This window comes from Variovorax stachyos (genome assembly GCF_051400855.1).
GTDB lineage: Bacteria > Pseudomonadota > Gammaproteobacteria > Burkholderiales > Burkholderiaceae_C > Variovorax.
In genome coordinates this window covers 288,330-310,455 of the sequence record NZ_JBLFFN010000007.1, presented here as the reverse complement: position 1 = coordinate 310,455, position 22,126 = coordinate 288,330, and the positions used below count along the sequence as shown (strand labels likewise).

20 protein-coding genes, 1 tRNA gene and 1 pseudogene are annotated in these 22,126 nt (G+C 67.3%); 10 read left to right on the top strand and 12 right to left on the bottom strand.

Features of this window, described 5'->3' with window-relative positions; translation table 11 throughout:
* Positions 1–5: 5 nt before the first annotated feature.
* From ACMGEZ_RS15830 to ACMGEZ_RS15820, 3 genes are read right to left on the bottom strand one after another with little or no spacing between them, the layout of a single operon-like run.
* Positions 6–533 (bottom strand): TPM domain-containing protein, encoded by a 528-nt coding sequence (locus ACMGEZ_RS15830; RefSeq protein ID WP_436823218.1) that lies wholly within the window; start codon positions 531–533, stop codon positions 6–8.
* Between the two features lie 2 nt (positions 534–535).
* The gene (locus ACMGEZ_RS15825) at positions 536–1,477 is read right to left on the bottom strand and encodes a TPM domain-containing protein (RefSeq protein ID WP_436823217.1); all 942 of its coding nucleotides are present in this window, start codon (positions 1,475–1,477) and stop codon (positions 536–538) included.
* 6 nt (positions 1,478–1,483) lie between these two features.
* Complete coding sequence (locus ACMGEZ_RS15820) at positions 1,484–2,095, bottom strand: LemA family protein (RefSeq protein WP_436823216.1); 612 nt, start codon at positions 2,093–2,095, stop codon at positions 1,484–1,486.
* Positions 2,096–2,146: 51 nt separating this feature from the next.
* Here ACMGEZ_RS15820 and ACMGEZ_RS15815 point away from each other — a divergent pair, with 51 nt between their 5' ends.
* The 4 genes and pseudogenes from ACMGEZ_RS15815 (at position 2,147) to ACMGEZ_RS15800 (ending at position 5,119) form a co-directional block, all read left to right on the top strand.
* A complete protein-coding gene (locus ACMGEZ_RS15815) occupies positions 2,147–2,917 on the top strand; it encodes an SDR family oxidoreductase (RefSeq protein WP_436823215.1) in 771 nt (256 codons plus the stop codon).
* Positions 2,918–3,027: 110 nt separating this feature from the next.
* Positions 3,028–3,477, top strand: a complete 450-nt coding sequence (locus ACMGEZ_RS15810; protein WP_436823214.1) for a YybH family protein — start codon at positions 3,028–3,030, stop codon at positions 3,475–3,477.
* Positions 3,477–4,528: pseudogene (locus ACMGEZ_RS15805) on the top strand (YheT family hydrolase). Before ACMGEZ_RS15810 ends, ACMGEZ_RS15805 begins: the two are co-directional and overlap by 1 nt.
* Before the next feature lie 51 nt (positions 4,529–4,579).
* Positions 4,580–5,119 carry a DUF2946 family protein gene (locus ACMGEZ_RS15800; RefSeq protein WP_436823213.1) on the top strand — a complete coding sequence of 180 codons (540 nt, stop codon included), beginning with the start codon at positions 4,580–4,582 and terminating at the stop codon, positions 5,117–5,119.
* 78 nt (positions 5,120–5,197) lie between these two features.
* On the opposite strand, the gene ACMGEZ_RS15795 is transcribed toward ACMGEZ_RS15800, so the two are convergent.
* From ACMGEZ_RS15795 to ACMGEZ_RS15780, 4 genes are all read right to left on the bottom strand, one after another.
* Positions 5,198–5,845, bottom strand: a complete 648-nt coding sequence (locus tag ACMGEZ_RS15795; RefSeq protein WP_436823212.1) for a c-type cytochrome — start codon at positions 5,843–5,845, stop codon at positions 5,198–5,200.
* A 94-nt stretch (positions 5,846–5,939) separates the two neighbouring features.
* Positions 5,940–7,361 carry an efflux transporter outer membrane subunit gene (locus ACMGEZ_RS15790; protein WP_436823211.1) on the bottom strand — a complete coding sequence of 474 codons (1,422 nt, stop codon included), beginning with the start codon at positions 7,359–7,361 and terminating at the stop codon, positions 5,940–5,942.
* Positions 7,358–10,519, bottom strand: a complete 3,162-nt coding sequence (locus tag ACMGEZ_RS15785; protein ID WP_436823210.1) for an efflux RND transporter permease subunit — start codon at positions 10,517–10,519, stop codon at positions 7,358–7,360. Before ACMGEZ_RS15785 ends, ACMGEZ_RS15790 begins: the two co-directional genes overlap by 4 nt.
* A 13-nt stretch (positions 10,520–10,532) precedes the next feature.
* Complete coding sequence (locus ACMGEZ_RS15780; protein ID WP_436823209.1) at positions 10,533–11,813, bottom strand: efflux RND transporter periplasmic adaptor subunit; 1,281 nt, start codon at positions 11,811–11,813, stop codon at positions 10,533–10,535.
* A 170-nt stretch (positions 11,814–11,983) separates the two neighbouring features.
* On the opposite strand from ACMGEZ_RS15780, the gene ACMGEZ_RS15775 reads away from it, so the two are divergent.
* The 3 genes from ACMGEZ_RS15775 (at position 11,984) to ACMGEZ_RS15765 (ending at position 14,154) form a co-directional block, all read left to right on the top strand.
* Complete coding sequence (locus tag ACMGEZ_RS15775) at positions 11,984–12,640, top strand: TetR family transcriptional regulator (protein ID WP_436823208.1); 657 nt, start codon at positions 11,984–11,986, stop codon at positions 12,638–12,640.
* 43 nt (positions 12,641–12,683) lie between these two features.
* A tRNA-Arg gene (locus ACMGEZ_RS15770) sits at positions 12,684–12,758 on the top strand.
* A 175-nt stretch (positions 12,759–12,933) separates the two neighbouring features.
* A complete protein-coding gene (locus ACMGEZ_RS15765; RefSeq protein WP_436823207.1) occupies positions 12,934–14,154 on the top strand; it encodes a tyrosine-type recombinase/integrase in 1,221 nt (406 codons plus the stop codon).
* A 66-nt stretch (positions 14,155–14,220) separates the two neighbouring features.
* Here the strand turns inward: ACMGEZ_RS15765 and ACMGEZ_RS15760 are convergent, their stop codons facing one another.
* Together ACMGEZ_RS15760 and ACMGEZ_RS15755 are read right to left on the bottom strand one after the other, a co-directional pair.
* Positions 14,221–15,015 (bottom strand): hypothetical protein, encoded by a 795-nt coding sequence (locus ACMGEZ_RS15760; RefSeq protein ID WP_436823206.1) that lies wholly within the window; start codon positions 15,013–15,015, stop codon positions 14,221–14,223.
* Complete coding sequence (locus tag ACMGEZ_RS15755) at positions 15,012–15,167, bottom strand: hypothetical protein (protein ID WP_436823205.1); 156 nt, start codon at positions 15,165–15,167, stop codon at positions 15,012–15,014. The genes ACMGEZ_RS15760 and ACMGEZ_RS15755 overlap by 4 nt, the downstream gene beginning before the upstream one ends.
* A gap of 472 nt (positions 15,168–15,639) precedes the next feature.
* On the opposite strand from ACMGEZ_RS15755, the gene ACMGEZ_RS15750 reads away from it, so the two are divergent.
* The gene (locus ACMGEZ_RS15750) at positions 15,640–16,623 is read left to right on the top strand and encodes a hypothetical protein (protein ID WP_436823204.1); all 984 of its coding nucleotides are present in this window, start codon (positions 15,640–15,642) and stop codon (positions 16,621–16,623) included.
* A gap of 1 nt (position 16,624) precedes the next feature.
* Here the strand turns inward: ACMGEZ_RS15750 and ACMGEZ_RS15745 are convergent, their stop codons facing one another.
* The 3 genes from ACMGEZ_RS15745 to ACMGEZ_RS15735 are packed head-to-tail and all read right to left on the bottom strand — an operon-like array spanning position 16,625 to position 18,935.
* Positions 16,625–17,104 carry a PIN domain-containing protein gene (locus tag ACMGEZ_RS15745; protein WP_436823203.1) on the bottom strand — a complete coding sequence of 160 codons (480 nt, stop codon included), beginning with the start codon at positions 17,102–17,104 and terminating at the stop codon, positions 16,625–16,627.
* Entirely contained in the window at positions 17,101–18,222 is a 1,122-nt protein-coding gene (locus ACMGEZ_RS15740; RefSeq protein ID WP_436823290.1) for an ImmA/IrrE family metallo-endopeptidase, read from the bottom strand. The genes ACMGEZ_RS15745 and ACMGEZ_RS15740 overlap by 4 nt, the downstream gene beginning before the upstream one ends.
* Positions 18,222–18,935 (bottom strand): hypothetical protein, encoded by a 714-nt coding sequence (locus tag ACMGEZ_RS15735; protein ID WP_436823202.1) that lies wholly within the window; start codon positions 18,933–18,935, stop codon positions 18,222–18,224. The genes ACMGEZ_RS15740 and ACMGEZ_RS15735 overlap by 1 nt, the downstream gene beginning before the upstream one ends.
* A 441-nt stretch (positions 18,936–19,376) precedes the next feature.
* Here ACMGEZ_RS15735 and ACMGEZ_RS15730 point away from each other — a divergent pair, with 441 nt between their 5' ends.
* Both ACMGEZ_RS15730 and hsdR read left to right on the top strand, forming a co-directional pair.
* Complete coding sequence (locus ACMGEZ_RS15730; RefSeq protein ID WP_436823201.1) at positions 19,377–19,592, top strand: helix-turn-helix domain-containing protein; 216 nt, start codon at positions 19,377–19,379, stop codon at positions 19,590–19,592.
* Positions 19,593–19,672: 80 nt separating this feature from the next.
* On the top strand, positions 19,673–22,099 hold the full coding sequence (gene hsdR / locus ACMGEZ_RS15725; RefSeq protein WP_436823200.1) for an EcoAI/FtnUII family type I restriction enzme subunit R: 2,427 nt from the start codon (positions 19,673–19,675) through the stop codon (positions 22,097–22,099).
* Positions 22,100–22,126: the final 27 nt, after the last annotated feature.

The following is a 22,126-nucleotide window of genomic DNA, read 5'->3' as shown; positions in this document are numbered from 1 at the left end:
GACCGCTACATCACCACCACCGGTTCATCGGGCAGCTCGTTGCGGTCGGGCTCGCCCTCGGCCAGCGGGAAGTGCGCCACCAGCAGCGCCGAGACTTCTTCCAGCGCCTGCGTGAGCCCGTCCTCGAAGCGGCCCTCGCGGAAGGCGGCGGCCATCCGCCTGGCCATCGCAGCCCATTCTTCCGTGCTCACGTGGGCATCGATCCCGCGGTCGGCCACGATCTCGATCGCGTGCTCGGCGAGCAGCAGGTAGATCAGCACGCCGTTGTTGTCTGCGGTGTCCCACACGCGCAGCTTGCCGAACATGGTGATCGCGCGCTCGCGCGCTGGCGCGCCGCGCCGGATGTAGGACCAGGGCAGCCCGGCCTCGATGCAGATGCGCACCTCGCCGCGATGCCGGCGCTCGCTGGCCGCGATCCTGCCTTTCAGGCGTTGCAGGGCCTCGGGAGGCAGGACGCGCCGCACGTCGGCCGCGTCGACCCAGCGGTGGCGCCACAGGCGTCGGAGCGTGGAAAGAAAGGAGTGCGTGGCCATCGCTACCAGTCCCCCGAGGCGCCGCCGCCACCGAAATCGCCGCCCCCGCCGGAGCTGAAGCCGCCGCCGGACGAGGACCCGCCGCCCCAGCCGCCGCCACCACCCCAGCCGCCGCCGAGCCCGCCGATGCCCGGCCCCCAGCCGCCGCCACGGCCGACGCGCCGTCCGGCGCCGGCGCCGAAGGCGCTCGACAGCAGCGTGAAGAGCAGCGCCGCAAGCCCCGCGAGCACGGCGATCACCAGGCTCGCGGTCAGCACCATCACCACCGCCCCGGTCACGCCGCCGAGCGCCACCGGCCCCAGCACCTTGCCGAGGATGGCGCGCGCGATCGGCGCGCCGATCAACACGCCGAAGAACAGGAAGATCGCCAGGTCGCCCCAGTCGAAGCCGTGCTCCTCCTGCCCGCCGCCGAAGTCGCCGCTCCTGGCATCGACTTCGGGCAGCGGCTCGCCCTTGACGCGCGCGATCAACTGGTCGGCCGCGGCGTCGAGTCCGCCCGCGAAGTCGTTCTCGCGAAAGCGCGGCTTCATCGCGAAATCGATGATGCGTGCCGCCGCGATGTCGGGCACCGCGCCCTCGAGCGTCTTTGCGACTTCGATGCGCATCTTGCGGTCGTTCTTGGCAACCACGACGAGGATGCCGTCGCCGACCTCCTTGCGGCCGATCTTCCAGGCATTGGCCACGCGGTTGGCGTAGCTCGCGATGTCCTCGGGTGCCGTGGTCGCGACCATCAGCACGACGATCTGCGAGCCCTTCTCCTGCTCGAAGGCGGCGAGCTTGGCTTCGAGTGCCTGGCGCTGCGCGGCGTCCAGCGTGCCGGTCTGGTCGATCACCCGCGCGCCGAGCGGCGGCACCGGCAGCAGGTCCTGCGCCTGCGCGCCCACGAGCGCGAAGGCCAGGAGGAAGAGAGCTGCCAGCGCGCGCCGGATGCGGGCGGCCGTCATCGAGGCTTACTTCTTCGGCTGCTGCTGCTGGCCGAAGTCGACCGTCGGCGGCGTGGAGATCTGGGCTTCGTTCTGCACGCTGAAGTTGGCCTTGGGGTCGTAGCTGAAGATCTTGGCCGTGATGTTGGTGGGGAAGCTGCGCGCCAGCACGTTGTACTCCTGCACCGTCTGGATGTAGCGGTTGCGCGCCACCGTGATGCGGTTCTCGGTGCCTTCCAGCGTCACGCGCAGGTCGCGGAAGGCCTGGTTGGCCTTCAGATTGGGGTACTGCTCGGCCACCACCATCAGGCGCGACAGCGCGCTGGAGAGCTCGCCCTGCGCCTGCTGGAAGCGGTTGAAGGCCTCGGGGTTGTTGAGCGTCTCGGGCGTGACCTGGATCGAGGTGGCCTTGGCCCGCGCCTCGATCACCTTGGTCAGCGTCTCCTGCTCGAAGTTGGCTTCGCCCTTGACCGTGGCCACGATGTTGGGCACGAGGTCCGCGCGGCGCTGGTACTGGTTGAGCACCTCGCTCCAGGCCGACTTGCTCGCTTCGTCGAGGCGCTGGAAGTCGTTGTAGCCGCAGCCCGCGAGCGACAGCGTTGCAAGGAGGATCAGGAGCCAGCGTTTCATGATCACCATATCGGAGCCTTCTTGGTCGTTCGTGCGAAGTGGCGAAGTTAGCATAGGCCGATGGCGGTCGATCCTCTTCAAGCATTGCAGGCCGCGAACCGCGGGGTACCAGCCCTGCGCCGGGACGAGGGCACGCTGCTGATCGCCGGCGCCACCGGCGCGCTGGGCCAGGAGCTGGTGCGGCGGCTCGCGGGTCGGCATCGCTTCGAGCACACGCGCGTGCTGGCGCGCGAGCCCATCCGCGACGGGCTGCGCGGCGTCGAGACCGTGCAGGCGCCGAGCCCCGACATCGCGCATTGGCCGCGCACCGCGGCGGACGCGGCGCTGGTCCTGTTCGAGCCGCCGCGCCTCTATTACGACCGCGAACGCGCGCTGTGGACGCCCGAGCCGGCGCAGCTGCCCGCGCTCGCAGCCTGGCTGAAGGCCTGCGGCGTGCGCACGCTGGCCGTCGTGCAGCCGCACGACCAGGGCCGGCTGCCGGAGGCGCTCAAGCGCGGCCTGGCGAGCCTCGACGAGGAGGCGGTGGTGGCCCAGGGCTTCGAGCGCGTGATCATCGTGCGCACGGCGCGCAAGCCCGCCGCGGCACGCTTCGCCAATCCGGCCGAGCGGCTGGCGGCCTGGATGCTGTCCATCGCGCGCTTCATGGTGCCGACCAGCGAGCAGCCGGTGCGCGCCGGCAAGGTGGCGGAGCTGGTCGACGTGGCGCTGCGCATCGCGCCGCCGGGGGTGCACGTGGCCGCGCCCGAGCTGGTGTGGCAGGCGGCACAAGGCGAATTGCTGGCTGTGGCCGAGGGCTGGCTGTTCGGCGGGCCGGGGCGAAGTCCGGGCTGAAGCGGCCTGACAAGCCCGCCATGCCGGGCTCATTGCGGCCTGCTGATGCGCGTGCGACCGATGCGCGTCGCGCGCCCGAGGCAAAATCGCCAGCTCCAGCCGCAGCCACCATGTCCAAGACCAAACTCCGCGCCGCCGCCGTGGCCGGCACTGCCGACGATATCGAGGCCACCTTCTACGAGGCGCTGCAGCGCGGCGACATCGACGGGCTGATGGCCTGCTGGGCCGACGAGGACGAGGTGTTCTGCGTGCACCCCGGCGGCCCGCGCCTGGTGGGCGCCAGCGCGATCCGGGCAGCCTTCGAGCAGATGTTCGCCAACGGCGCGATCCATGCCACGCCGGCCCGTGTGCGCCGGGTCGAATCGCTGGCGAGCGCGGTCCACAACGTGCTGGAGCGCATCGAGGTGCTGACGGCCGAGGGGCCGCGCCATGCTTTCGTGCTGGCCACCAACGTCTATCACAAGACCCCGCAGGGCTGGCGCATGGTGGCCCACCATGCGAGTCCGGGCATGGTTCATGCGCCCGACGAGGCGGACGAGATCCCGCAGGTTCTTCACTGATGCAATACGTCGCGCCACGGTGGTTGCCCGGCGGCAACCTCCAGACCATCTGGCCCGCGCTCTGGGCGCGGCGTGTGGAGGCGCCGTTGCCGCCCTACCGCCGCGAGCGCTGGACCACGCCGGACGGCGACTTCATCGACGTCGACTTCCTTGCGGCGGAAGGGCCCGCGCCGCGGCCGCTGCTGGTCCTGTTCCATGGGCTCGAGGGCTCGTCGAAGAGCCACTATGCCGAGGCCTTCGCGGCCCATGCGCTGGCACGCGGCTGGGACTATGCGGTGCCGCATTTCCGCGGCTGCAGCGGCGAGATCAATCTCGCGCCACGGGCCTACCACTCGGGGGACTTCGAGGAGGTGGGCTGGATTCTTGCGCGCCTGCGCCAGCGGCACGTGGGACCCGAGCGCAGCGCCGGGCCGCCCCAAGCAAGCGAGCGCCCCCTTGGGGGGCAGCGAGGACACGAAGTGCCGAGCGTGGGGGCGCCAATCTTCGCGGCGGGCGTCTCGCTGGGCGGCAACGCGCTGCTGCGGTGGGCCGAGGAGGCGGGCGCCGAGGCTTCGAAGCAGGTCGATGCGGTGGTTTCGATCAGCGCCCCGCTGGACCTCGCGGCCGGCGGGGCAGCCATCGGGCAAGGCTTCAACCGGCTGGTCTACACGCGCATGTTCCTGGCCAGCATGAAGCCCAAGGCGCTGGCCAAGCTCGCGCAGCATCCGGGCCTGTTCGACCGCGAGGCCTTGATGGCGGCGGCCGACCTGCATGCCTTCGACAACGTGTTCACCGCGCCGCTGCACGGCTTTCGCGACACCGACGACTACTGGCGTCGGGCTTCGGCCAAGCCGCACCTGGGTGCGATCCGCGTCCCGGCGTTGGTCGTGACGCGACCAACGATCCCTTCGTGCCGGCCGCCAGCCTGCCACGGCCCGAGGACGCGGGCCGCCACGTCACGCTGTGGCAGCCGGCCCACGGCGGGCATGTGGGCTTCCCGATGGGGCGGCCGCCGGGTCATGTGCGCGGCATGCCCGAACGCGTCGGCGACTGGCTGGCGCAGCATCTTTGACGCGGCTTCGTCCGATGGCGCAGGGGCACCATCCGCGCCAGAATCTGCGGCATGGACGACATCGTCAAACAGGCCATCGCCAAGTGGCCCAACGTGCCGCACTGCCATGGCTGGCTCGGCCTTGACGCGCGCGGCAACTGGTACCTGCGGGACGACCGCACGCAGGCGATGGGGCCCTTCCCGACCGCCAAGGGCTCGCTGCTGAAGCATGAGAAGCTGATCGACTTCATCCAGCGCAACTACGAGCACGACGAACGCGGTCAATGGTTCTTCCAGAACGGACCGCAGCGCGTCTACGTGGAGCTCGAGGCCGCGCCCTGGGTGTGGCGCGTCGGCGAGGACTTCAGCGTGCGATCGCATGCGGGCGATCTGGTCGAGCCTTCGGCCTGCCTGGTGGACGAGCAGGGGCGCCTCTATCTAACGACGCCGCTCGGGCTGGGCCTGGTGCACACGCAGGACATGGGCTTCGCGGCCGAGGCGGTCGAGCGGGGGCGCTGGGTGCCGGAGAACGTGCGTGCCGCGGACCTGCCGGGGCGCTATGGGTATGTCATGAGCCCGGCGGCGACCTCACCTGTCCAGGCACCGCACTGAGAGAAGCCGAACGCCGCACGCCCAAAAACAAAGAGCCCGCATTGCGGGCTCTTTGTCTTGGCGAGGTCCGGAGACCGCTTACGGCTTGGTGGCAGTTGCCGAGGCTGGTGCCGCTGCCGCATTCGCGGCCGGCGCTGCTGCCGCATTGGCTGCCGCGCCCTCCGGTGCGCCTGCGGCCGCCGGGCGGTCCGGCACCGGGAACTTGGCGCCGCCTGAATTGGCCAGGTAGACGACCGCACGGCCGATCTCGACGTCCTCGAAGTCGCCGCCGCCCTGCGGCGGCATGGCGCCCTTGCCCTTGAGCGCGTGTTCCAGCAGGGTCTCGTAGCCCTGGCCGATGCGCGGGCCCCAGCCTGCGGCGTCGTTGAGGTGCGGGGCACCTGGAATGCCCGGGGAGCCGTGGCAGGCCACGCACTGTGCCTTGAACACTGCCTCGCCGGTGGCCAGCGGCCGGTTGGCGTCGCGGATCTCGATCGAACCGACCTTCTTCAGGCGCTCGGCGAGCTCGCGGTCGCGCTCTTCCTTCGTCACGCCGTAGAGCGCCATGCCCGAGCCCTGCACTTCGCCCGAGGGGTGGTTGGCGGAGGTCACGTACGCGACCAGGCCGACAATGATCAGGATCGGCGCAATGAAGGAGAAGAAGACCGCCAGCAGCAGTTGTTTGGGGTTCTTGATCGGGCCCGTGTGGGCGTCTTCTGTGGCCTGGTAGTGCGCGTCGTCGCTCATTGGGTCCTCAGTGTGGGGGGCTCGTCGGGCTTTTTGTAATCAACCGCGGATTATAGAGAGCACCCGAAGGCGCCCCGTGACGGTCCCCCGGGCCTCAACGCGTGGCCCATCCGCCGCCCAGCGCCTTGTACAGCACCACCTGGTTCTGCAGTTGAGCGAGCTGGACCTGCACTGCAGCCTGCTGCGCGCCGTAGAGCGAGCGCTGGGAGTCGAGCAGGTCCAGCGCGCTCGCGATGCCGTTGCGGTAGCGCAGGTCCGAGAGCCTGAAGCGCGCCGATTCGGCTTCCGTCTGCGCGCGCAGGGCGCGCAACTGCTCGCTCAGGGTGGCGCGGCCGGCAAGCGCGTCGGCGACCTCGCGGAAGGCGGTCTGGATCGACTTCTCGTACTGCGCCACCGCGATGTCGCGGCCGGCCCTGGCCGAATCCAGCCCGGCCTGGTTGCGGCCCGCGTCGAAGATCGGCAGCGTGAGCTGCGGCGAAAAGGCCCAGGCCTTGGTGCCGCGGTCGAACAGGTTCGAGAACTCGCTGCTGGCGGTGCCGATCGAGGTGGTCAGCGACACGCGCGGGAAGAAGGCCGCGCGCGCCGCGCCGATGTTGGCGTTGGCCGCGATCAACTGCTGCTCGGCGGCGCGGATGTCGGGCCGCTCGCCCAGCAGGTCGGAAGGCAGGCCCGCGGGCAGTTCCGCCATCGGCGCAACCGCGCCCAGGCCGCGCGCGCCGCCTTCGGTGGCTTCCGGTGGCACCGGCGCGCCGAGCAGCAGGGCCAGCGCATTCTCGTCCTGCATGCGCAGGCGCTGCTGCTCCGCGTAGGAAGCGCGGGCACTCTCGGCCAGCGAATCGGCCAGGCGCAGGTCGATCTCCGAGACCACGCCACTGTCGAAGCGCAGGCGCGTGAGCTTCTGCGACTCCTCACGCGTGGCCAGCGTCTGGCGCGTGAGCGCGAGCAGCTCGTCGTCCGCGATCAACGTGAGCCAGCCGCTGGCCACCGCGCTGATCAGGCTGATCTGCGTGGCCTTGCGCGACTCCTCGGTGGCGAGGAACTGCGCCAGCGCCTGCTCCTTGAGGCTGGCGATGCGGCCGAAGAAATCGAGCTCCCAGGCCGTGATGCCGAGGCCGACCGAATAGGTCGATGCCACGCTGCCGCCCAGGCCCGCCGCCTGCAGCGGGTTGGGGCTCGAGCGCGAACCGCTGGCCGCCAGGTCGAGCGCGGGGAACTGCGCCGCGCGCTGGATCTGGAACTGCGCCCGGGCCTGCTCGATGTTGGCAACGGCCACGCGCAGGTCGCGGTTGTTGGCGAGTGCCGTCTCGATCAGCTTCGCCAGCCGAGGATCGGTGAAGTAGTCCTGCCAGGCCAGCGTCGACACCGGCGACGCGCTGGCCGCGGCGGGCTGCGCGCCGGGATAGCTGGCCGGCACCGGGGCCACCGGGCGTTCGTAGGTCGGAATCAGCGAGCAGCCGGCCAGGAACATGGCGGCTGCGCTGGCCAAGGCGGTCGAAGCGAAGTTTTTTTTGATCATTGGGCGGGGCTTTCCTCGATGCCTGCGGCCTGGGCGTGGCGCCTGTCGACCTCGCGCTGGCGCTCGCTGCCCTTGAACAGGCTGCGCACCACCACGAAGAACACCGGCACGAAGATCACGGCCAATACCGTGCCGGTCACCATGCCGCCGATCACGCCGGTGCCGATCGCGCGCTGGCTTGCCGAGCCTGCGCCCGAAGCCACCACCAGCGGCAGCACGCCGAGGCCGAAGGCCAGCGAGGTCATGATGATCGGCCGGAACCGCAGATGGGCAGCGGCCAATGCCGACTCGACCACACCCTTGCCCTGCGCCTGCAGGTCCTTGGCGAACTCGATGATCAGGATCGCGTTCTTCGCCGACAGGCCGATGATGGTGATCAGCCCGACCTGGAAGTACACGTCGTTCGAATAGGCGCGCAGCAGGGTCGCGAGCAGCACGCCCAGCACGCCCAGCGGCACGACCAGGATCACCGCCAGCGGAATGGTCCAACTCTCGTAAAGCGCGGCCAGGCACAGGAACACCGCGAGGATCGAGAAGGCGTACAGGACGATTGCCTGCGCGCCCGCAAGCTTCTCCTCGCGCGACTGGCCGGTCCATTCGTAGCCGAAGCCCGGAGGCAGCTGTGCGGCGAGCTTTTCCACCTCGGCCATCGCGGCGCCCGAGCTGTAGCCCGGCGCGGCCGAGCCCGAGATGCGGACGGCCGGATAGCCGTTGTAGCGCACCGTCTGCTGCGCACCGGTGATCCAGCGCGTGCTCGCGAAGGCCGACAGCGGCACCGGCTCGCCCTTGCTGTTGCTCGCGTTGAGCCTGAGCAGGTCGTCCGGCTGCATGCGCGCCGGCGCGTCGGCCTGCACCACCACGCGCTGCAGCCGGCCCTGGTTCGGGAAGTCGTTGATGTAGCTGGAGCCCAGCGCGGTCGACAGCGTGCTGTTGATGGCATCGAACCCCACGCCGAGCGCATTCGCCTTGTCGCGGTCGATGTCGATCTGCAGCTGCGGCGCGTCTTCCAGGCCGTCGGGCCGCACCTGCGTCAGCAGCGGGCTCTGGCTCGCCATGCCCAGGAGCTGGTTGCGCGCGTTGGTCAGCGCGTCATGCCCGGCGCCGCCGCGGTCCTGCAGGCGGAAGCTGAAGCCGCTCGCGTTGCCCAGCTCGGGGATCGGTGGCGGCGACAGCGGATAGATGAAGGCGTCGCGGATGCTCGACAGCGCCCCGAAGGCGCGGCCGGCCACCGCATCGGCCGACTGGCCCGGGTCGTGGCGCTGCTCCCAGTCCTTGAGCGTCACGAAGGCGAGGCCCGCGTTCTGGCCCTGGCCCGAGAAGCTGAAGCCGAGCACGCCGACCATGCTCTCCACTTCCGGCTGCTTCAGGATGTACTTCTCGACGTCCTGCATCACCGACAGCATGCGTTCCTGCGTCGCGCCCGGCGGCAGCTGCACGTTGACGATGATGTAGCCCTGGTCTTCCTGCGGCAGGAAGGAGGTCGGCAACTGCCGGTACACCAGCACCACCGCGCCGATGATTGCGGCGTAGATCACCAGGTAGCGCGCCGCGCGCTTGAGGATGCGCGCCACCAGGCTCTCGTAGCCCTTGGCGGTGCGCGTGAAGCCGCGGTTGAACCAGCCGAAGAAGCCGCGCTTCTCGTGATGGTGGCCGGCTTCCACCGGCTTCAGCAGCGTGGCGCAGAGCGCGGGCGTGAGCGACAGCGCCAAGAAGGCCGAGAAGCCGATCGACGCCACCATCACCGCCGAGAACTGGCGGTAGATGTTGCCGGTGGAACCCGCGAAGAAGGCCAGCGGCACGAACACCGAGATCAGCACCACCGTCACGCCGACGATGGCGCCGGAGATCTGGCGCATCGCCTTGCGCGTGGCTTCGAGCGGGGAGAGTCCCTCCTCGCTCATGATGCGTTCGACGTTCTCCACCACCACGATCGCGTCGTCCACCACGATGCCGATCACCAGCACCATGCCGAACATGGTCAGCACGTTGATCGAGAAGCCCAGCGCGAGCAGGACGGCGAAGGTGCCCAGCAGCGCGATCGGCACCACGATGGTCGGGATGAGCGTGTAGCGCCAGTTCTGCAGGAACAGGAACATCACCAGGAACACCAGCGCCACCGCCTCGAAGAGCGTCTTCACCACTTCGGTGATCGAGATGTTGACGAAGCGCGAGCTGTCGTAGGGAATGCTCCACTTCACGCCCTGCGGGAAGAAGCGCTCGAGCTCGGCCATCTTGGCCCGGATCGCCTTGGCCGAGGCCAGGGCGTTGCCGCTGGGCGCGAGCTGCACGCCGATGCCGACGGCCTGCTGGCCGTTCAGCCGCGCCGAGGTGGCGTAGCCCTGGCCGCCCAGCTCGATGCGCGCGACGTCCTTGAGCCGCACGGTAGAGCCGTCGGTATTCGCGCGCAGCACGATGTCGCCGAACTGTTCGGTGGTGGTGAGCTGGCCGTTGACCACCACGGTCGCCGCGATCGACTGGCCCGCCACGTTGGGCAGGTCGCCGATGGTGCCGGAGGACACCTGCGCGTTCTGCGCGCGAACCGCCGCGTTGACGTCGGCCGCCGACAGGTTGTAGCCCCGCAGCCTGGCGGGATCGATCCAGATGCGCATGGCGCGCTCGGTGCCGAACAGCTGCGCCTGGCCGATGCCGGCCACCCGCTGCAGCTCGGGCACCACGTTGCGCGAGGCGTAGTCGCCAAGCGCCGTGGTGTCGATCGCGGGGTTGTCCGAGGACAGCATCGTGAACAGCAGGAAGTTGTTGCGCGACTTGTCCACGCGCACGCCCTGCTGCGTCACCGCCGCCGGCAGCCGGGGCGTGGCGCGCGACAAGCGGTTCTGCACGTCCACCTGCGCCAGGTCCGCATTGGTGCCGGTCTCGAAGGTGATGGTGATGGTGCCCGTGCCGTCGGCCTGCGCCACCGATTCCATGTAGATGAGGCCGGGGGAGCCGTTCATCTCGCGCTCGATGACCGACAGCACGCTGTCTTCCAGCGTCTGGGCGGAGGCGCCGGGATAGGCGACATTGACGACGATGGCCGGGGGGGCCACCGGCGGGTACTGCGCGATCGGCAGCTGCGTGATGGACACGGCGCCCACCACGATCACGAACAGCGCGATCACCCACGCAAAGATGGGCCGCTCGATGAAGAACTTTGCCATGCGGGCGCGCTCCTTACGGCTTCGCGGCCGGAGCCGCAGCAGCGTTGGCGGGCGCGGCCGGGGCTGCGGCGGAGGCGGGGTCGGGCGCCTTCCAGGGCACCGGCTTCACCGGTGCGCCGGGGGGCATCATCATCAGCTTCTGGAAGCCGTCGACCATGACCTGCTCGCCGGCCTTCAGGCCTTCGGTGACCACCCACTGGTTGTTCTGGGCGGCGGTGATCTTCACCGTGCGCTTGTGCATCTTGCCCTCGGCATCGACCACGGTCAGGGTGTCGCCCTGCTGGGTGCGCGTGACCGCCTGCTGCGGCACCGTGATCGCATTCGTCGCCTGGGCCTGCTCCACCTTCACGCGAACGTAGAGGCCGGGCAGCAGCTCGCCCTTCGGGTTCGGCACCTCGGCGCGCAGCGTCACCTGGCCCGTGGTCGAGTCCACCGTCAGGTCGGAGAACAGCAGCTTGCCGGGCAGCGCGTACTCGCTGCCGCCTTCCAGCAGGATGCGCACGCTGGCCGAATCGCTGCCGCTCGCGCGCTTGAACTGGCCGGCATCCATCGCGCGGCGCAGCTTGAGCACGTCGTTCGCCGATTGCGTGAAGTTCACGTACACCGGGTCGATCTGCTGGATCACCGCCAGCGGCGTGGCGTCGCCCTGGCCGACCAGCGCGCCTTCGGTCACCAGCGCGCGGCCGATGCGGCCTGCGATCGGCGCCGTGACGCTCGCGTAGCCGAGGTTGATCCTCGCGGTCTGCAGCTCGGCCCGCGCGACCGCGATGTCCGCTTCGGCGGTCTTGGCGGCTGCGACGGCGTTCAGGTATTCCTGCTTGCTGACCGCGTTGGCCTCCACCAGCGGCTTGTAGCGCTCGGCCAGTGCCTTGGCCTGGACCGCATTGGCCTCGGCACGTGCCAGGCTCGCCTGGGCACTCTGCTGCGTCGCCAGGTAGGGGGCCGGATCGATGCGGAACAGCGGCTGCCCGGCCTTCACGTCGCTGCCTTCGCGGAACTGCCGCTGCTGCAGGATGCCCGCGGCGCGGGCGCGCACCTCGGCCACACGCGAGGCCTCGAGGCGGCCCGGCAGCTCGGTCACCAGCCCCACATCGGTCGGCGTGGCCACTACCACCCCCACTTCGGGCGGCGGCGGTGCGCCGCCGCCGGCACCGCCCCCAGGGGCGCCTCCGGCCGGGGCATCGCTCTTGCCGCAAGCGGCGAGCGCCAGCACCGCGGCGGCTGCGACGGCGGCGAAGGCGGGGCGACGCGACATGGACAACAACGAATGACGCGAGACATGCAGAACGGGCATGCGATTCCTTTGGAGCAGGGACGAGGAACGGCGCGTGGTCGCGGCGGGTGCCTAAAGCAACACGGCGAGCTTGGCCATCGGGAGGGACCCGAGTTTACATACATTCGTGAATGTATAGTGGCAGTCGCACGCGGGTTCGATGTTTTACATGTTTAAGGAAGGGGAGCAAAGTGGTCCGTCGTACCAAGGAAGAGGCACTGGCTACCCGGCATCGATTGCTCGATGCGGCGGAAGTGCTCTTCCAGTCCCAGGGCGTGTCGCGGACCACGCTGCAGCAGATCGCCCAGGAGGCCGGCGCCACCCGCGGTGCGATCTACTGGCATTTCAAGGACAAGCCGGACCTCTTCAACGCCATGATGGAGCGCGTCACCCTGCCGCTGGAGTGCGCCACCCGCGAAGCCAGTGCGGCCAACGAGGACCCGCTGGCGGCCATCGAGCAGGTGATGGTGCAGGCCCTGAACCTAATGGTCACCGACCCCCAGGCCCGGCGCGTCTTCGAGGTGGCCACGCTCAAGGTCGAGTACACGGACGAGATGGCCCCGGTGCTGCAGCGCCACCGCAGCGCCCGCAACGAATGCGTGACCGATTTCGTCCACGCGCTCCAGCATGCCGCGGGCCGCGCGGGCATCGAACTGCCCATCCCGGCGAAGACCGCCGCCTTCGGGCTGCATGCGGTGATCAGCGGGCTGATCCAGGACTGGCTGCTCGAGCCCGGCGCCTTCGACCTCGTGCCGGCCGGGCGCCATCTGTTCCACGTCTATCTCGCGGGGCTCGGATTCGAGCGCAGGCCTGCGGTGGGGGAGGGGAACTGCAAGCAGCTTGCGTGATCAGTGATAATCACGGGCTTCGGGCCTTGCCTGAAGCGCCCCTCTCGCTGTATTTCAATGGATAGAATTCGGCCCTCCGAAGGCTGAGATCCAGGTTCGATTCCTGGCGGCGGGACCAGAACATCGTTTCGCACGGTCTCAAACCAGCTCAGAACCCGCATGCTTCCTGGCATTGCGGGTTTTTTGTTGCCCCTCGCGGTCTCGCTCCGTACCATCACATCGCAACGAAATACCATCATTTTTGTTGGTATCCGCTGATTCGGGAAAGGCCGATACCAACAGGAGGCAAGGCGATGGCACTGAACGACACCCGCGTGAGGCAGCTCAGGCATGAGGGCGCGGCCAACGGGGAGAAGTACGCGGACGGGGGCGGTATGTACCTTCACGTGACGGCGACCGGCAAGTACTGGCGCATGAGCTACCGGTTCTTAGGGAAGCAGAAGACCCTCGCCCTGGGCGTCTACCCTGACGTATCGCTCGTCAAGGCTCGTCAGCGACGCGAAAAGGCGCGGGAGCTTCTGGCGGATGGAATCGATCCCGCCGTCGCCAAGCGCGAGGAAAAGCAGGCCAGGACCGAGGCCGCGGCGAACACCTTCGAGGTCGTGTCACGCGACTGGCTTGCCAGAACGGCGAACAAGCGCGCAGCGGTCACGCAGGCCAAGGTCACAAACTGGCTTGAGAAGGACGTTTTCCCGTTCATCGGCAGGCTGCCCATCTCGACCATCCGAGCCAAGGACGTGCTCGACAAGGTGGCCCGTCGCATGGAGGCGCGCGGCATTCACGAAAGCGCCCACCGCGTCGTGCAGATCTGCTCGCAGGTGTTCCGCTACGCGGTGGCGGTGGGTCATGTGGAGCGCGACGTTACCGTCGACCTTCGAGGCGCGCTGGTATCGGTCGACAAGACCAACTATCCCGCCATCACGGACCCGAAGCAGGTCGGGCAACTCATGCGCTCGATCCATGCCTACGAAGGGCACCCGACCGTGCGGGCGGCGCTGCAGCTGTCGCCGCTGGTGTTCGTGCGCCCGGGCGAACTGCGGGCGGCAGAGTGGAGCGAAATGGACCTGGACGCGGGCGAGTGGCGCATTCCCAGCTCGCGGATGAAGATGAAGGTTGAGCACCTCGTACCGCTGTCACGGCAGGCCGTGAGGATCCTGCGAGAGGTGCAGCCCATCAGCGGGCACCGTCGGTACGTGTTTCCCAGCATTCGCACGGGAGAGCGCTGCATGAGCGAGAACACCGTCAATGCTGCGTTGCGGGGCATGGGCTATGCGAAGGAAGTGATGACTGCCCACGGCTTTCGCGCGATGGCCCGGACGATCATGGACGAGGTGTTGGGCGAGCGCCCTGACTTGATCGAACACCAACTCGCGCACACGGTGAAAGATCCCAATGGGCGAGCCTACAACCGCACTGCCCATCTGCCGGCGCGCAGGGCAATGATGCAGCGCTGGGCGGATTACCTGGACGATTTGGGCCAAGGCGCCAAAGTCATTGTGTTCAAGGCGACATGATTTTCCACATGGCCGCCCGCGGCTCGCCGAGAGCCGTCGATCACTGCCGAGCGAAGGCCTGTTCGCTCAGGCCACCTCGCTGACGTGCTGCACCTTCCCCAGGCCGACGATTCGGTATCTGTTGCTGCGATCCTCGCCATCGAGGCGGCGGTCGTCGAGCTCCTCGGAGAAGGAGACCAAGCCCCACGCGACCAGAACCTGGACAGCCGGGCCGATGTCGGCGCGCCGCACCCCGGTCCATCGTGAGAGACCCGTCCAGCTGATCGAGGCGGTGTTCGTCTGCTGCCTGCGCAGCGAGAGCAGGGCGGCGTAGACCCGAAGCGCGTGCAGGGTCGCCCGCTTGCGCTCCAACTTCTTGATGGAGAGGGTCCCGTCGGGCCGCAGCAGCGTGCTTTGCGGCAGTTGGCACCAGCGCCCAGGCTCGTTTACGCCGTGCATCGAGTAGGAGTTGGCGCGGCCGATCTTCGAGCGCGAGATCGCCCCCAGCTCCTCGAGCAGGTCGATCCCAGAGCTCACGGTAGCGCGGGCGAAACCCGTCATCCTAGTCAGCTCGTCGTAGGTCACCGCCACGGCCGTCGGCCGCGGCTTGCCCTGCTCGAAGCGCTCACCGCGCAGCGATTGATTGAGCTTGATGCTCAGTGCCATCACGATCATCAGCGCCGCCATGGAGCTCGATCCGTCCTTGCGCCACTCGAAGAGGGACAGCGGATAGAACTTCGCGGGCTTGGAGTCCAGGTCGATCAAGTCGTCCAGGTCGACGTCATCAACGTCGCATCGCGCCTTCCGCGGCTTGGCCGCTTGAGGCGGCGCAGGCAGTTCGACCGGCCGCAGCCAGCCGGTCGGCATCTTGGCCCAGCTCACTTCTTCTCCAAGGCTGCGTGAACGATGCGCAGCGCCAGCGCGACCACGGCGAAGCCGCAGATCGCGACGACGGCCAGCAGCAGCATGGAGTTGGATTGCATGATCGAAAGCAACTCGCCGAGGGCCTTCAACAGATCGGGGACGGTGGTCATTGGCGACTCCAAAATATCGACACTTCGCATTTTTAGCGAAGAGCAATCTTCGTTCTAGAAGGAGTTCCAATTGCGGATTCCCAAGAAATCGCGAAAAATCCTTTCAAATCATATGCTTGTGTTTACCAAAATCAGTTTTTTTATTCCAAGACCAGTTCACCTTTGGAGGGGTGGCTGTATGCCAAGGCTGGTCATCTGAGCACAAATCCGTGTCGGACCAGTTCATCTTCTAAGCGCTTGGCGCGTCTAGGGCGACCGAAAATGACGCCGTGCGCGTGAAAAGTGGTCGCTGACGCGCGCGCGTTGGAGCCTCAGACGCGCGCCGGCGACAGGCGCGCGAGTCGGGTAAGCTTGCCCGATGAGTTGCAACATCGTCCCGGTGGGCCGGCGCCGAGACGGCGGCACGCGCTATTGGTGCCTTGGTCATCACGCCAACGCCACGGCGAAATACGGCACGCCCGCGGAGAAGTGCGTGGCGGCCGACGACGAGCCTATCGCGCCCGAGGACATGCTGGACCTGGATTTCCGCGCCTATCCCGGCGGCATCGCGCTGTGGGGATCCGTCCCCGCCGTATACGACACGACGAGCAAGCCAACGGACCGGGGGATCCACGTGCACGCTCGGCTCGAAAAGGGCGGGGCGAAGGTGATCGACCGGACGTACCGCAAGCTGCGCATCCCGCTCGCAAAGGACTTGCTGTCCGACGGGTGGGCGGAGGTCGACGAGATCGACGCCATCAACTACATGGTCTCGGGCGTGTTCGGGTTCGAGACGACGACCGTCAACTGCACCTACTGCGGCTTTCCGCATCTGGACCGCGACTGGTTCGCAGTCCACGCGCACCGGCGCCACCAGTGCCACGGCTGCGGCAAGCAGTTCTCGGACAGCGGCGCGGGCGTCGGCAACCCTTTAGCGACCGTGAGGCACATGCTGGGCGCGCAAAAGCCCAAGCTCGTTCCTTCCAAGAAGAAGGCCAAGTTCAGGCAGAGCGACTTTCCCGGCGGCGTGCAGATCTGGGGCTCGAATCCGGCGATCTTGTGGACGTCGCAGCGCGCGGAGGAGGACGGCGTCCACGTGCACGCCTTCAAGACGCCAGACGAGGAGATGCCCAGCGGCTTGGACGACACGTTCGCCGAGGTGGTGATCGACGGCGTGGCGCTCAACGCCGCGCACGTTCGCGCCTTCATGGCGCAGTCGGCGATGCCCCACCTGGAGGGCAGGGTGGTGGACCTGGTCTGCCCGGGCTGCGGAGATCACCACTTCGACGAAGCCGAGCACGCGTTCACGCCGCACGTCGAGCACTGCTGCCACTCCTGCGGCCGCTCCTTCGGTGCCTCCGGCAAGATGAAGAAGACGATCGCCAATCCATTCGCGGGCGTCCGCCAGGCTCTCGCGAAGCTCGCGCCCAACCCCTTGCGCAACGACAAGCTAGGGCTGCGCCCGGAGACGATCTGATCTAGAACTCGGCTTCCGCGACGGTCGGCAGGAAGCCGCCGCGCTCACGCATCAGGCTGTAGGCGGCGAACGCCTCGGCCTGGGTGAGGAGCCCCGCCCTCGCGGCCTCTCGCAGCAAGCCGATGGAGCCGGTGAGGCGCGACTCGCCGAGCACCCTCGCGATCACCTTCCGCGCAGCCTTGTCGTCGCACGCGACCGAGCAGCCGACCTCCGCGGCCGCCAGGATGCACTCGGTCTCGCCGTTGTCCAACTGCCACTCCGCCTTCGCTCTGAGGAAACGCGAGACGCTGATCAACTTGTCGTCGACTAGAGCCAGGCGCCCGGCCGCGACGGCGGCGTCGATGGCCTGGGCGACGGTGCGCGACTCGTCGCGCACGACGCCGCTGACTTGAAACGACGTGCCCGGAAGGCGCAGGACTTTCGAGAGGACTTCGCCGTTGGCGAGGTTCAGGAGAGTCGAGGCGTCCAGGATGCGGATCACGCGGTTATTTCGGCGTTGGCCACGAACAGCGCCGAGACCGGGACGTTTAGAAGCTCCGCGGCGCGCCCCACCGAGATCTCCCCGGCCCTCACCTTGCGCGCCGCCGCTTGCAGGAGTGCGGGGGACGCGTCCACCGGGATGTCGGGCCGGGGCGGAATGCCGAGCTCCGCCGCGCGCTGCTCCGGATTCTTGTAGTCGTCTAGCAGCTTCTGATACAGCGCGCGCGCTCCGCGCGGCGGCACGAGGCCGAGCCCCTCGCATCTGCGCGCGGCGACCTCGAAGCTGACGTGGAAAAGGTGCGCGAGCCAAAGGATCTCGATGTCGCCCAGCGGCCCGTTGGCCCCGAGCTGCTCGCGGATGGCCTTCACGGCAAGAAGCACGCCGTGGCGCGGCAGAACGAGCGCGGAGCCGAAGGCATCGGCGAACTTCTCTTCGTGCTTGCGCGGAGCGCCCTGTATCCCGTCGAAGTCCTCTTCGCGATCGAAGTGCGCGTAGCCGCTCGCCTGGTCGTCGTGGTGCGCGACCAGGTGCCCGAACTCGTGCGCAATGGTGAAGAGCAGCCGCGGCTTGAACGCGCGAGCGCCGAGGATCATCAGCGCGTAGCCCTCGACGATGACTGAGACGCCTTCGATGGCGGAGTCGCGCGAGTAGAGGACGAAGACCCCGAGCTCGTGGGCGACCTGCGGCAGGCGCGGGAAGGGCTCTTTGTCGTCCAGGCCCGCGAACGCCTTGCGGAATAGCTGCGCGAACTCCTCGGCCGCCTCGAACCTTGGCTCCATGCCCCGAAACAGATCGAGCCAACCGGTGTTGCCGGGCATGCCCCGCGCGATCGCCAAGGCGTCGCGCACCTGGGCGGACACGACGTCGAGCTCCGAGGAGACCTCGACCTCGCGCTGCCCCAGCGTGTGGCGGAACAACGCCTTCACCGGCTCGGCGGGCTCCGGATCGAGCAAGCTCTCCAAGGGCAGGCGCAGGGCCTTGGCGATAGCGCGCATCTCCGCCAGGCTGGCGTCGGCGCCGGCCGCGATCTGCGCAAAGCGCTCGGGCGGGAGCTTCGCCTTCGCCGCCACTTGATCGACGGCGAGCTTGCGGCTGGCCAAGTGCTCGCCGAGGTTCATCACGCGGCGGCCTCGCGCTTGATGTCCATCAGCTCCCGGCGCAGCCTGTCAGCCTGCTCGTCGGTCAGCTTACGGTGGCGCCCAACGATCTGCGCTACGCGCGGGCCCGAGCGGTCGAAGAGACCCGAGAGGATGTCGATGGTGCGCTCGCGCCCCAGCTCCACCTCGCGCGGGCTTTCAAGCACCACGGGGTTTTGGCCCACCAGGTAATTCTTGATGCGGTTCTCGAAGGTCTCCGGCGGGTGGGTGTCCTCCGGATGCTGGTAGCCGTCCCGGGTCACGATGATGTTGCCCATCTTCTTGCCGGCGTCGAAGCGCAGCGCGTTCTCGGGGAACTCGCGCAGCGCTGCGAGCTGGTCCTCGAGCTTCGCGGCGATCTCCAAACCGCCGATGACATATTGCCGGTGCTTCGGACCCATGCTGCCGCTGATCACGAAGATCTGGTCGCCCGGGCGCACGAGGCGGCGGAGGTCCGGCCTGCAAGTGCCCATGGTCGGACGCGACCCGGAGGTGAGCAACGGGTCGGCCAGCGGGCGGCCCATGCCGGGGTCGGACCGAGGCGAAATGAAGATGTAGCTGGACAGGGCGCGCTCCTCGAAGTTGCGGCTAAGGCTGTATTTTTGAACAGTATTGGATTCTGTGCAAGAACCGTCGGCGTTGTTGGAGACGACGCCGCCCGCGACGTCAAGACCCGGAGGGAATCGAACTTCCATCGGCACGGCCTATCGATGCTTGTCTCTAGTTGAGCTTGCGTCGAAGATCCCGGCAAAAGTACCGACAAAACTGTCGGTCTCATGTGTGGACTAAGTTGAACTTTGCTCGGGTGGGGCTAGGTGGGGCCATGAACCATCCTCACGTGGGTGAACCCGGTCTGTCAACAGCCTGAAGGCCTGAGATCAAGTGAAAAGAGGCTGTCTCATCCATAAGCAACTTCCGCTCGAGACTGATAGCCGTCGGTCAAGGTCCAGGCGTCGAATGGCCGGTCTTTGTGTGAGCGGGCATTAGAGTATGCAGGCCGAGGCTTCACGTGGGTGCTGCCGCCTGAGCCCGCGCGCCAACGACACGCGCCGTCTAGCCCGTCTTGTAGGGTAAGCTCGCTCATGAAAACGTCAGCTTCATGACGTTATCGAAAGGCTTCTGTTCCAAAACAGCTCGTGGCTTCGGTGATTCGGATACATCTGTCCCGGTTGATGGCCGAGAACAAAGAAAAGATCGTTGACCTGCTGCGGGCCACCGATCTGTCGCGGAACACCGTCACGAGCCTCTATCGTGAAACTTCGATGCGCATTGACCTCAACACCTTGAATGCGATCTGCAGGCACTACGGCTGTAGTGTCGGAGACCTTCTCGAGTACGCGGGCCGACGATGAGCCGACGGATGCGTTGAAGTGATGCTGACAGGTAGCACCACGGAGCCGAAGAGCGACCTGGCATGCAAAGGGAGTTTCGGGTGGACAAGCACGACCTGAGCGAACGCGACATCTGCACCAAGTTCATCACGCCGGCGATTCAGCAGGCGGGTTGGCTGCAGCATCAGTTTCGCGAGGAAGTGAATCTCACCGACGGCCGAGTGATGGTGAGAGGCAAGCTCGCTGCGCGGATCCGTAATCCCGATGCAAAGGGCGGCCCGAAGCGCGCCGACTACGTCCTCTACGCACGCCCGGGCGTTCCTATTGCAGTCGTCGAGGCCAAGCAGGCGCGTTTCAAGGTTGGGCATGGAATGCAGCAGGCGCTGGCATACGCTGAAATGCTGGACGCCCCGTTCGCGATCAGCAGTAATGGCGACGGGTTTCTGCTCCATGACCGGACAGGCCTGACGCAACCCGTGGAGCGAGAGCTTCAGCTGAACGAGTTCCCCGCACTGCCTGACCTGTGGTTGCTGTACCAACAGTGGAAGGGGCTGACGGAACCGCAGTCAGTCAAGCTCGTAGAGCAACCCTACTACGCGGACGGCAGTGGCCGGGAACCCCGCTACTACCAGCGCGTAGCCATCAACCGTGCCATCGAGGCTATTGCCAAGGGCCAGCAGCGCGTGCTGTTGGTCATGGCCACCGGCACCGGCAAGACCTACACCGCCTTCCAGATCATCTGGCGCCTGTGGAAGGCCAAGGCCAAGAAGCGGATCCTGTTCTTGGCGGATCGGAATATCCTGGTCGACCAGACGATGCAGCAAGACTTCGCCCCCTTCGGCGAGGTGATGCACAAGGTCACCAACCGCGAGGTGAAGAAGAACTATGAGGTCTACCTGGCTCTTTATCAGGCCGTCACCGGGCGCGAAGAGTGGAAGCAGATCTACCGTCAGTTCCCGGCCGACTTCTTTGATCTGGTCGTCATCGACGAGTGCCACCGCGGCAGTGCGGCTGATGACTCCGCCTGGCGCGAGGTGCTGGACTACTTCACCGCCGCCACGCACCTTGGCCTGACGGCAACCCCGAAGGAGACCAAGGAGGTGAGCAACCTCACCTACTTCGGGGACCCGGTCTATACCTACTCATTGAAGCAAGGTATCGAGGACGGCTTCCTCGCGCCCTACAAGGTGATCCGCATCGCGACCGACGCGGATGCCGTCGGCTACACGCCGGAGAAGGGCAAGGTCGACAAGCTCGGCCAAGCGGTGGAGCAGCGGCAGTACACCACCAAGGATTTCGACCGCAATCTGGTGCTAGAGAAGCGAACCCGCCTCGTGGCCAGCAAGGTTTGGGAGTACCTAAAAGCCACGGATCCGATGGCGAAGACCATCGTGTTCTGCGACGACCAGGATCATGCCGAACGCATGCGGCAGGAGCTGGTCAAGATCATCCCTGCTGCCGCCAGCAACCGCCGCTACGTCATGCGCATCACCGGCGATGACAACGAGGGCAAGGCTCAGCTGTCGTACTTCATCGACAACGACGAGCCGTACCCCGTCATCGCCACCACGTCGAAGCTGCTGACCACCGGGGTGGATGCCAAGACCTGCAAACTGATCGTGCTGGACCAGAACATCAACTCGATGACCGAGTTCAAGCAAATCATCGGCCGCGGTACCCGCTTGCGCGAGGACTACCAGAAGCTGTACTTCACCATCATGGACTTCAAGGGCGCCACACGCCTATTCGCCGACCCGGACTTCGACGGCGAGCCCGTGGTGATCTACGAGCCCAAGGACGATGAGCCGGTGGTGCCGCCCGATGTCCCCCCAGGCACTGGCGAGTCTGATCCTCCGTCCCATGGCCCCGGAAAGCCCGGCGAGGAGGCCACACCGCCCGGCATCATCACCGGCGGCGGGGGCGAAGGCCGCACCAAGTACGTCATCGACGACGTGAACGTGCGCGTGGCGGTCGAGCGCTCGCAATACCTCGATGCCGACGGCAAGCTGATCACCGAGGACTATCGCGTCCTGCTCAAGGACGACATTAAGAAGGCGCTGCAGGCCGAGTTCGGCAGCTTGACCGACTTCCTCCGCCGGTGGAACAGCGCCGAGCGCAAGCAGGCGGTCCTTGAGGAACTGGCCGACCACGGCGTCCCTCTGGAGGTCTTGCAGCAAGCCGTGCCGAACGGCGCCGAGCTGGACGTTTTCGACCTGGTAGCCCATGTCGCCTTCGACCAGAAGCCGCTGACCCGGCGCGAGCGCGCCAACAACGTCAAGAAGCGCGACGTCTTCGGAACGTACGGTGACCAAGCTCGGGCTGTGCTGGAAGCGCTGTTGGACAAATTTGCCGACCACGGCGTGCAGAACATCGAAGACGCCAAGGTCCTGGAGCTGCCGCCCTTCGACCAGTTCGGCAGCAAGACGCAGATCCGGCGCGGCATTTTTGGCGGCGTCGAACAGTTCACCCAGGCCGTGCAAGCCCTCGAACAAGCCCTCTACGAAGAGAACGACAAGAAGCAAGCCTGACCCGCTGGCGGGCAGCTTGATCCGAGA

Excerpts from the sequence above, each read along its gene's own strand:
- ACMGEZ_RS15830 (WP_436823218.1), bottom strand. The coding sequence starts at position 533 with ATGGCCACGCACTCCTTTCTTTCCACGCTCCGACGCCTGTGGCGCCAC.
- ACMGEZ_RS15825 (WP_436823217.1), bottom strand. The coding sequence starts at position 1,477 with ATGACGGCCGCCCGCATCCGGCGCGCGCTGGCAGCTCTCTTCCTCCTG.
- ACMGEZ_RS15820 (WP_436823216.1), bottom strand. The coding sequence starts at position 2,095 with ATGGTGATCATGAAACGCTGGCTCCTGATCCTCCTTGCAACGCTGTCG.
- ACMGEZ_RS15815 (WP_436823215.1), top strand. The coding sequence starts at position 2,147 with ATGGCGGTCGATCCTCTTCAAGCATTGCAGGCCGCGAACCGCGGGGTA.
- ACMGEZ_RS15810 (WP_436823214.1), top strand. The coding sequence starts at position 3,028 with ATGTCCAAGACCAAACTCCGCGCCGCCGCCGTGGCCGGCACTGCCGAC.
- ACMGEZ_RS15800 (WP_436823213.1), top strand. The coding sequence starts at position 4,580 with ATGGACGACATCGTCAAACAGGCCATCGCCAAGTGGCCCAACGTGCCG.
- ACMGEZ_RS15795 (WP_436823212.1), bottom strand. The coding sequence starts at position 5,845 with ATGAGCGACGACGCGCACTACCAGGCCACAGAAGACGCCCACACGGGC.
- ACMGEZ_RS15790 (WP_436823211.1), bottom strand. The coding sequence starts at position 7,361 with ATGATCAAAAAAAACTTCGCTTCGACCGCCTTGGCCAGCGCAGCCGCC.
- ACMGEZ_RS15785 (WP_436823210.1), bottom strand. The coding sequence starts at position 10,519 with ATGGCAAAGTTCTTCATCGAGCGGCCCATCTTTGCGTGGGTGATCGCG.
- ACMGEZ_RS15780 (WP_436823209.1), bottom strand. The coding sequence starts at position 11,813 with ATGCCCGTTCTGCATGTCTCGCGTCATTCGTTGTTGTCCATGTCGCGT.
- ACMGEZ_RS15765 (WP_436823207.1), top strand. The coding sequence starts at position 12,934 with ATGGCACTGAACGACACCCGCGTGAGGCAGCTCAGGCATGAGGGCGCG.
- ACMGEZ_RS15755 (WP_436823205.1), bottom strand. The coding sequence starts at position 15,167 with ATGACCACCGTCCCCGATCTGTTGAAGGCCCTCGGCGAGTTGCTTTCG.
- ACMGEZ_RS15740 (WP_436823290.1), bottom strand. The coding sequence starts at position 18,222 with ATGAACCTCGGCGAGCACTTGGCCAGCCGCAAGCTCGCCGTCGATCAA.
- ACMGEZ_RS15735 (WP_436823202.1), bottom strand. The coding sequence starts at position 18,935 with ATGGAAGTTCGATTCCCTCCGGGTCTTGACGTCGCGGGCGGCGTCGTC.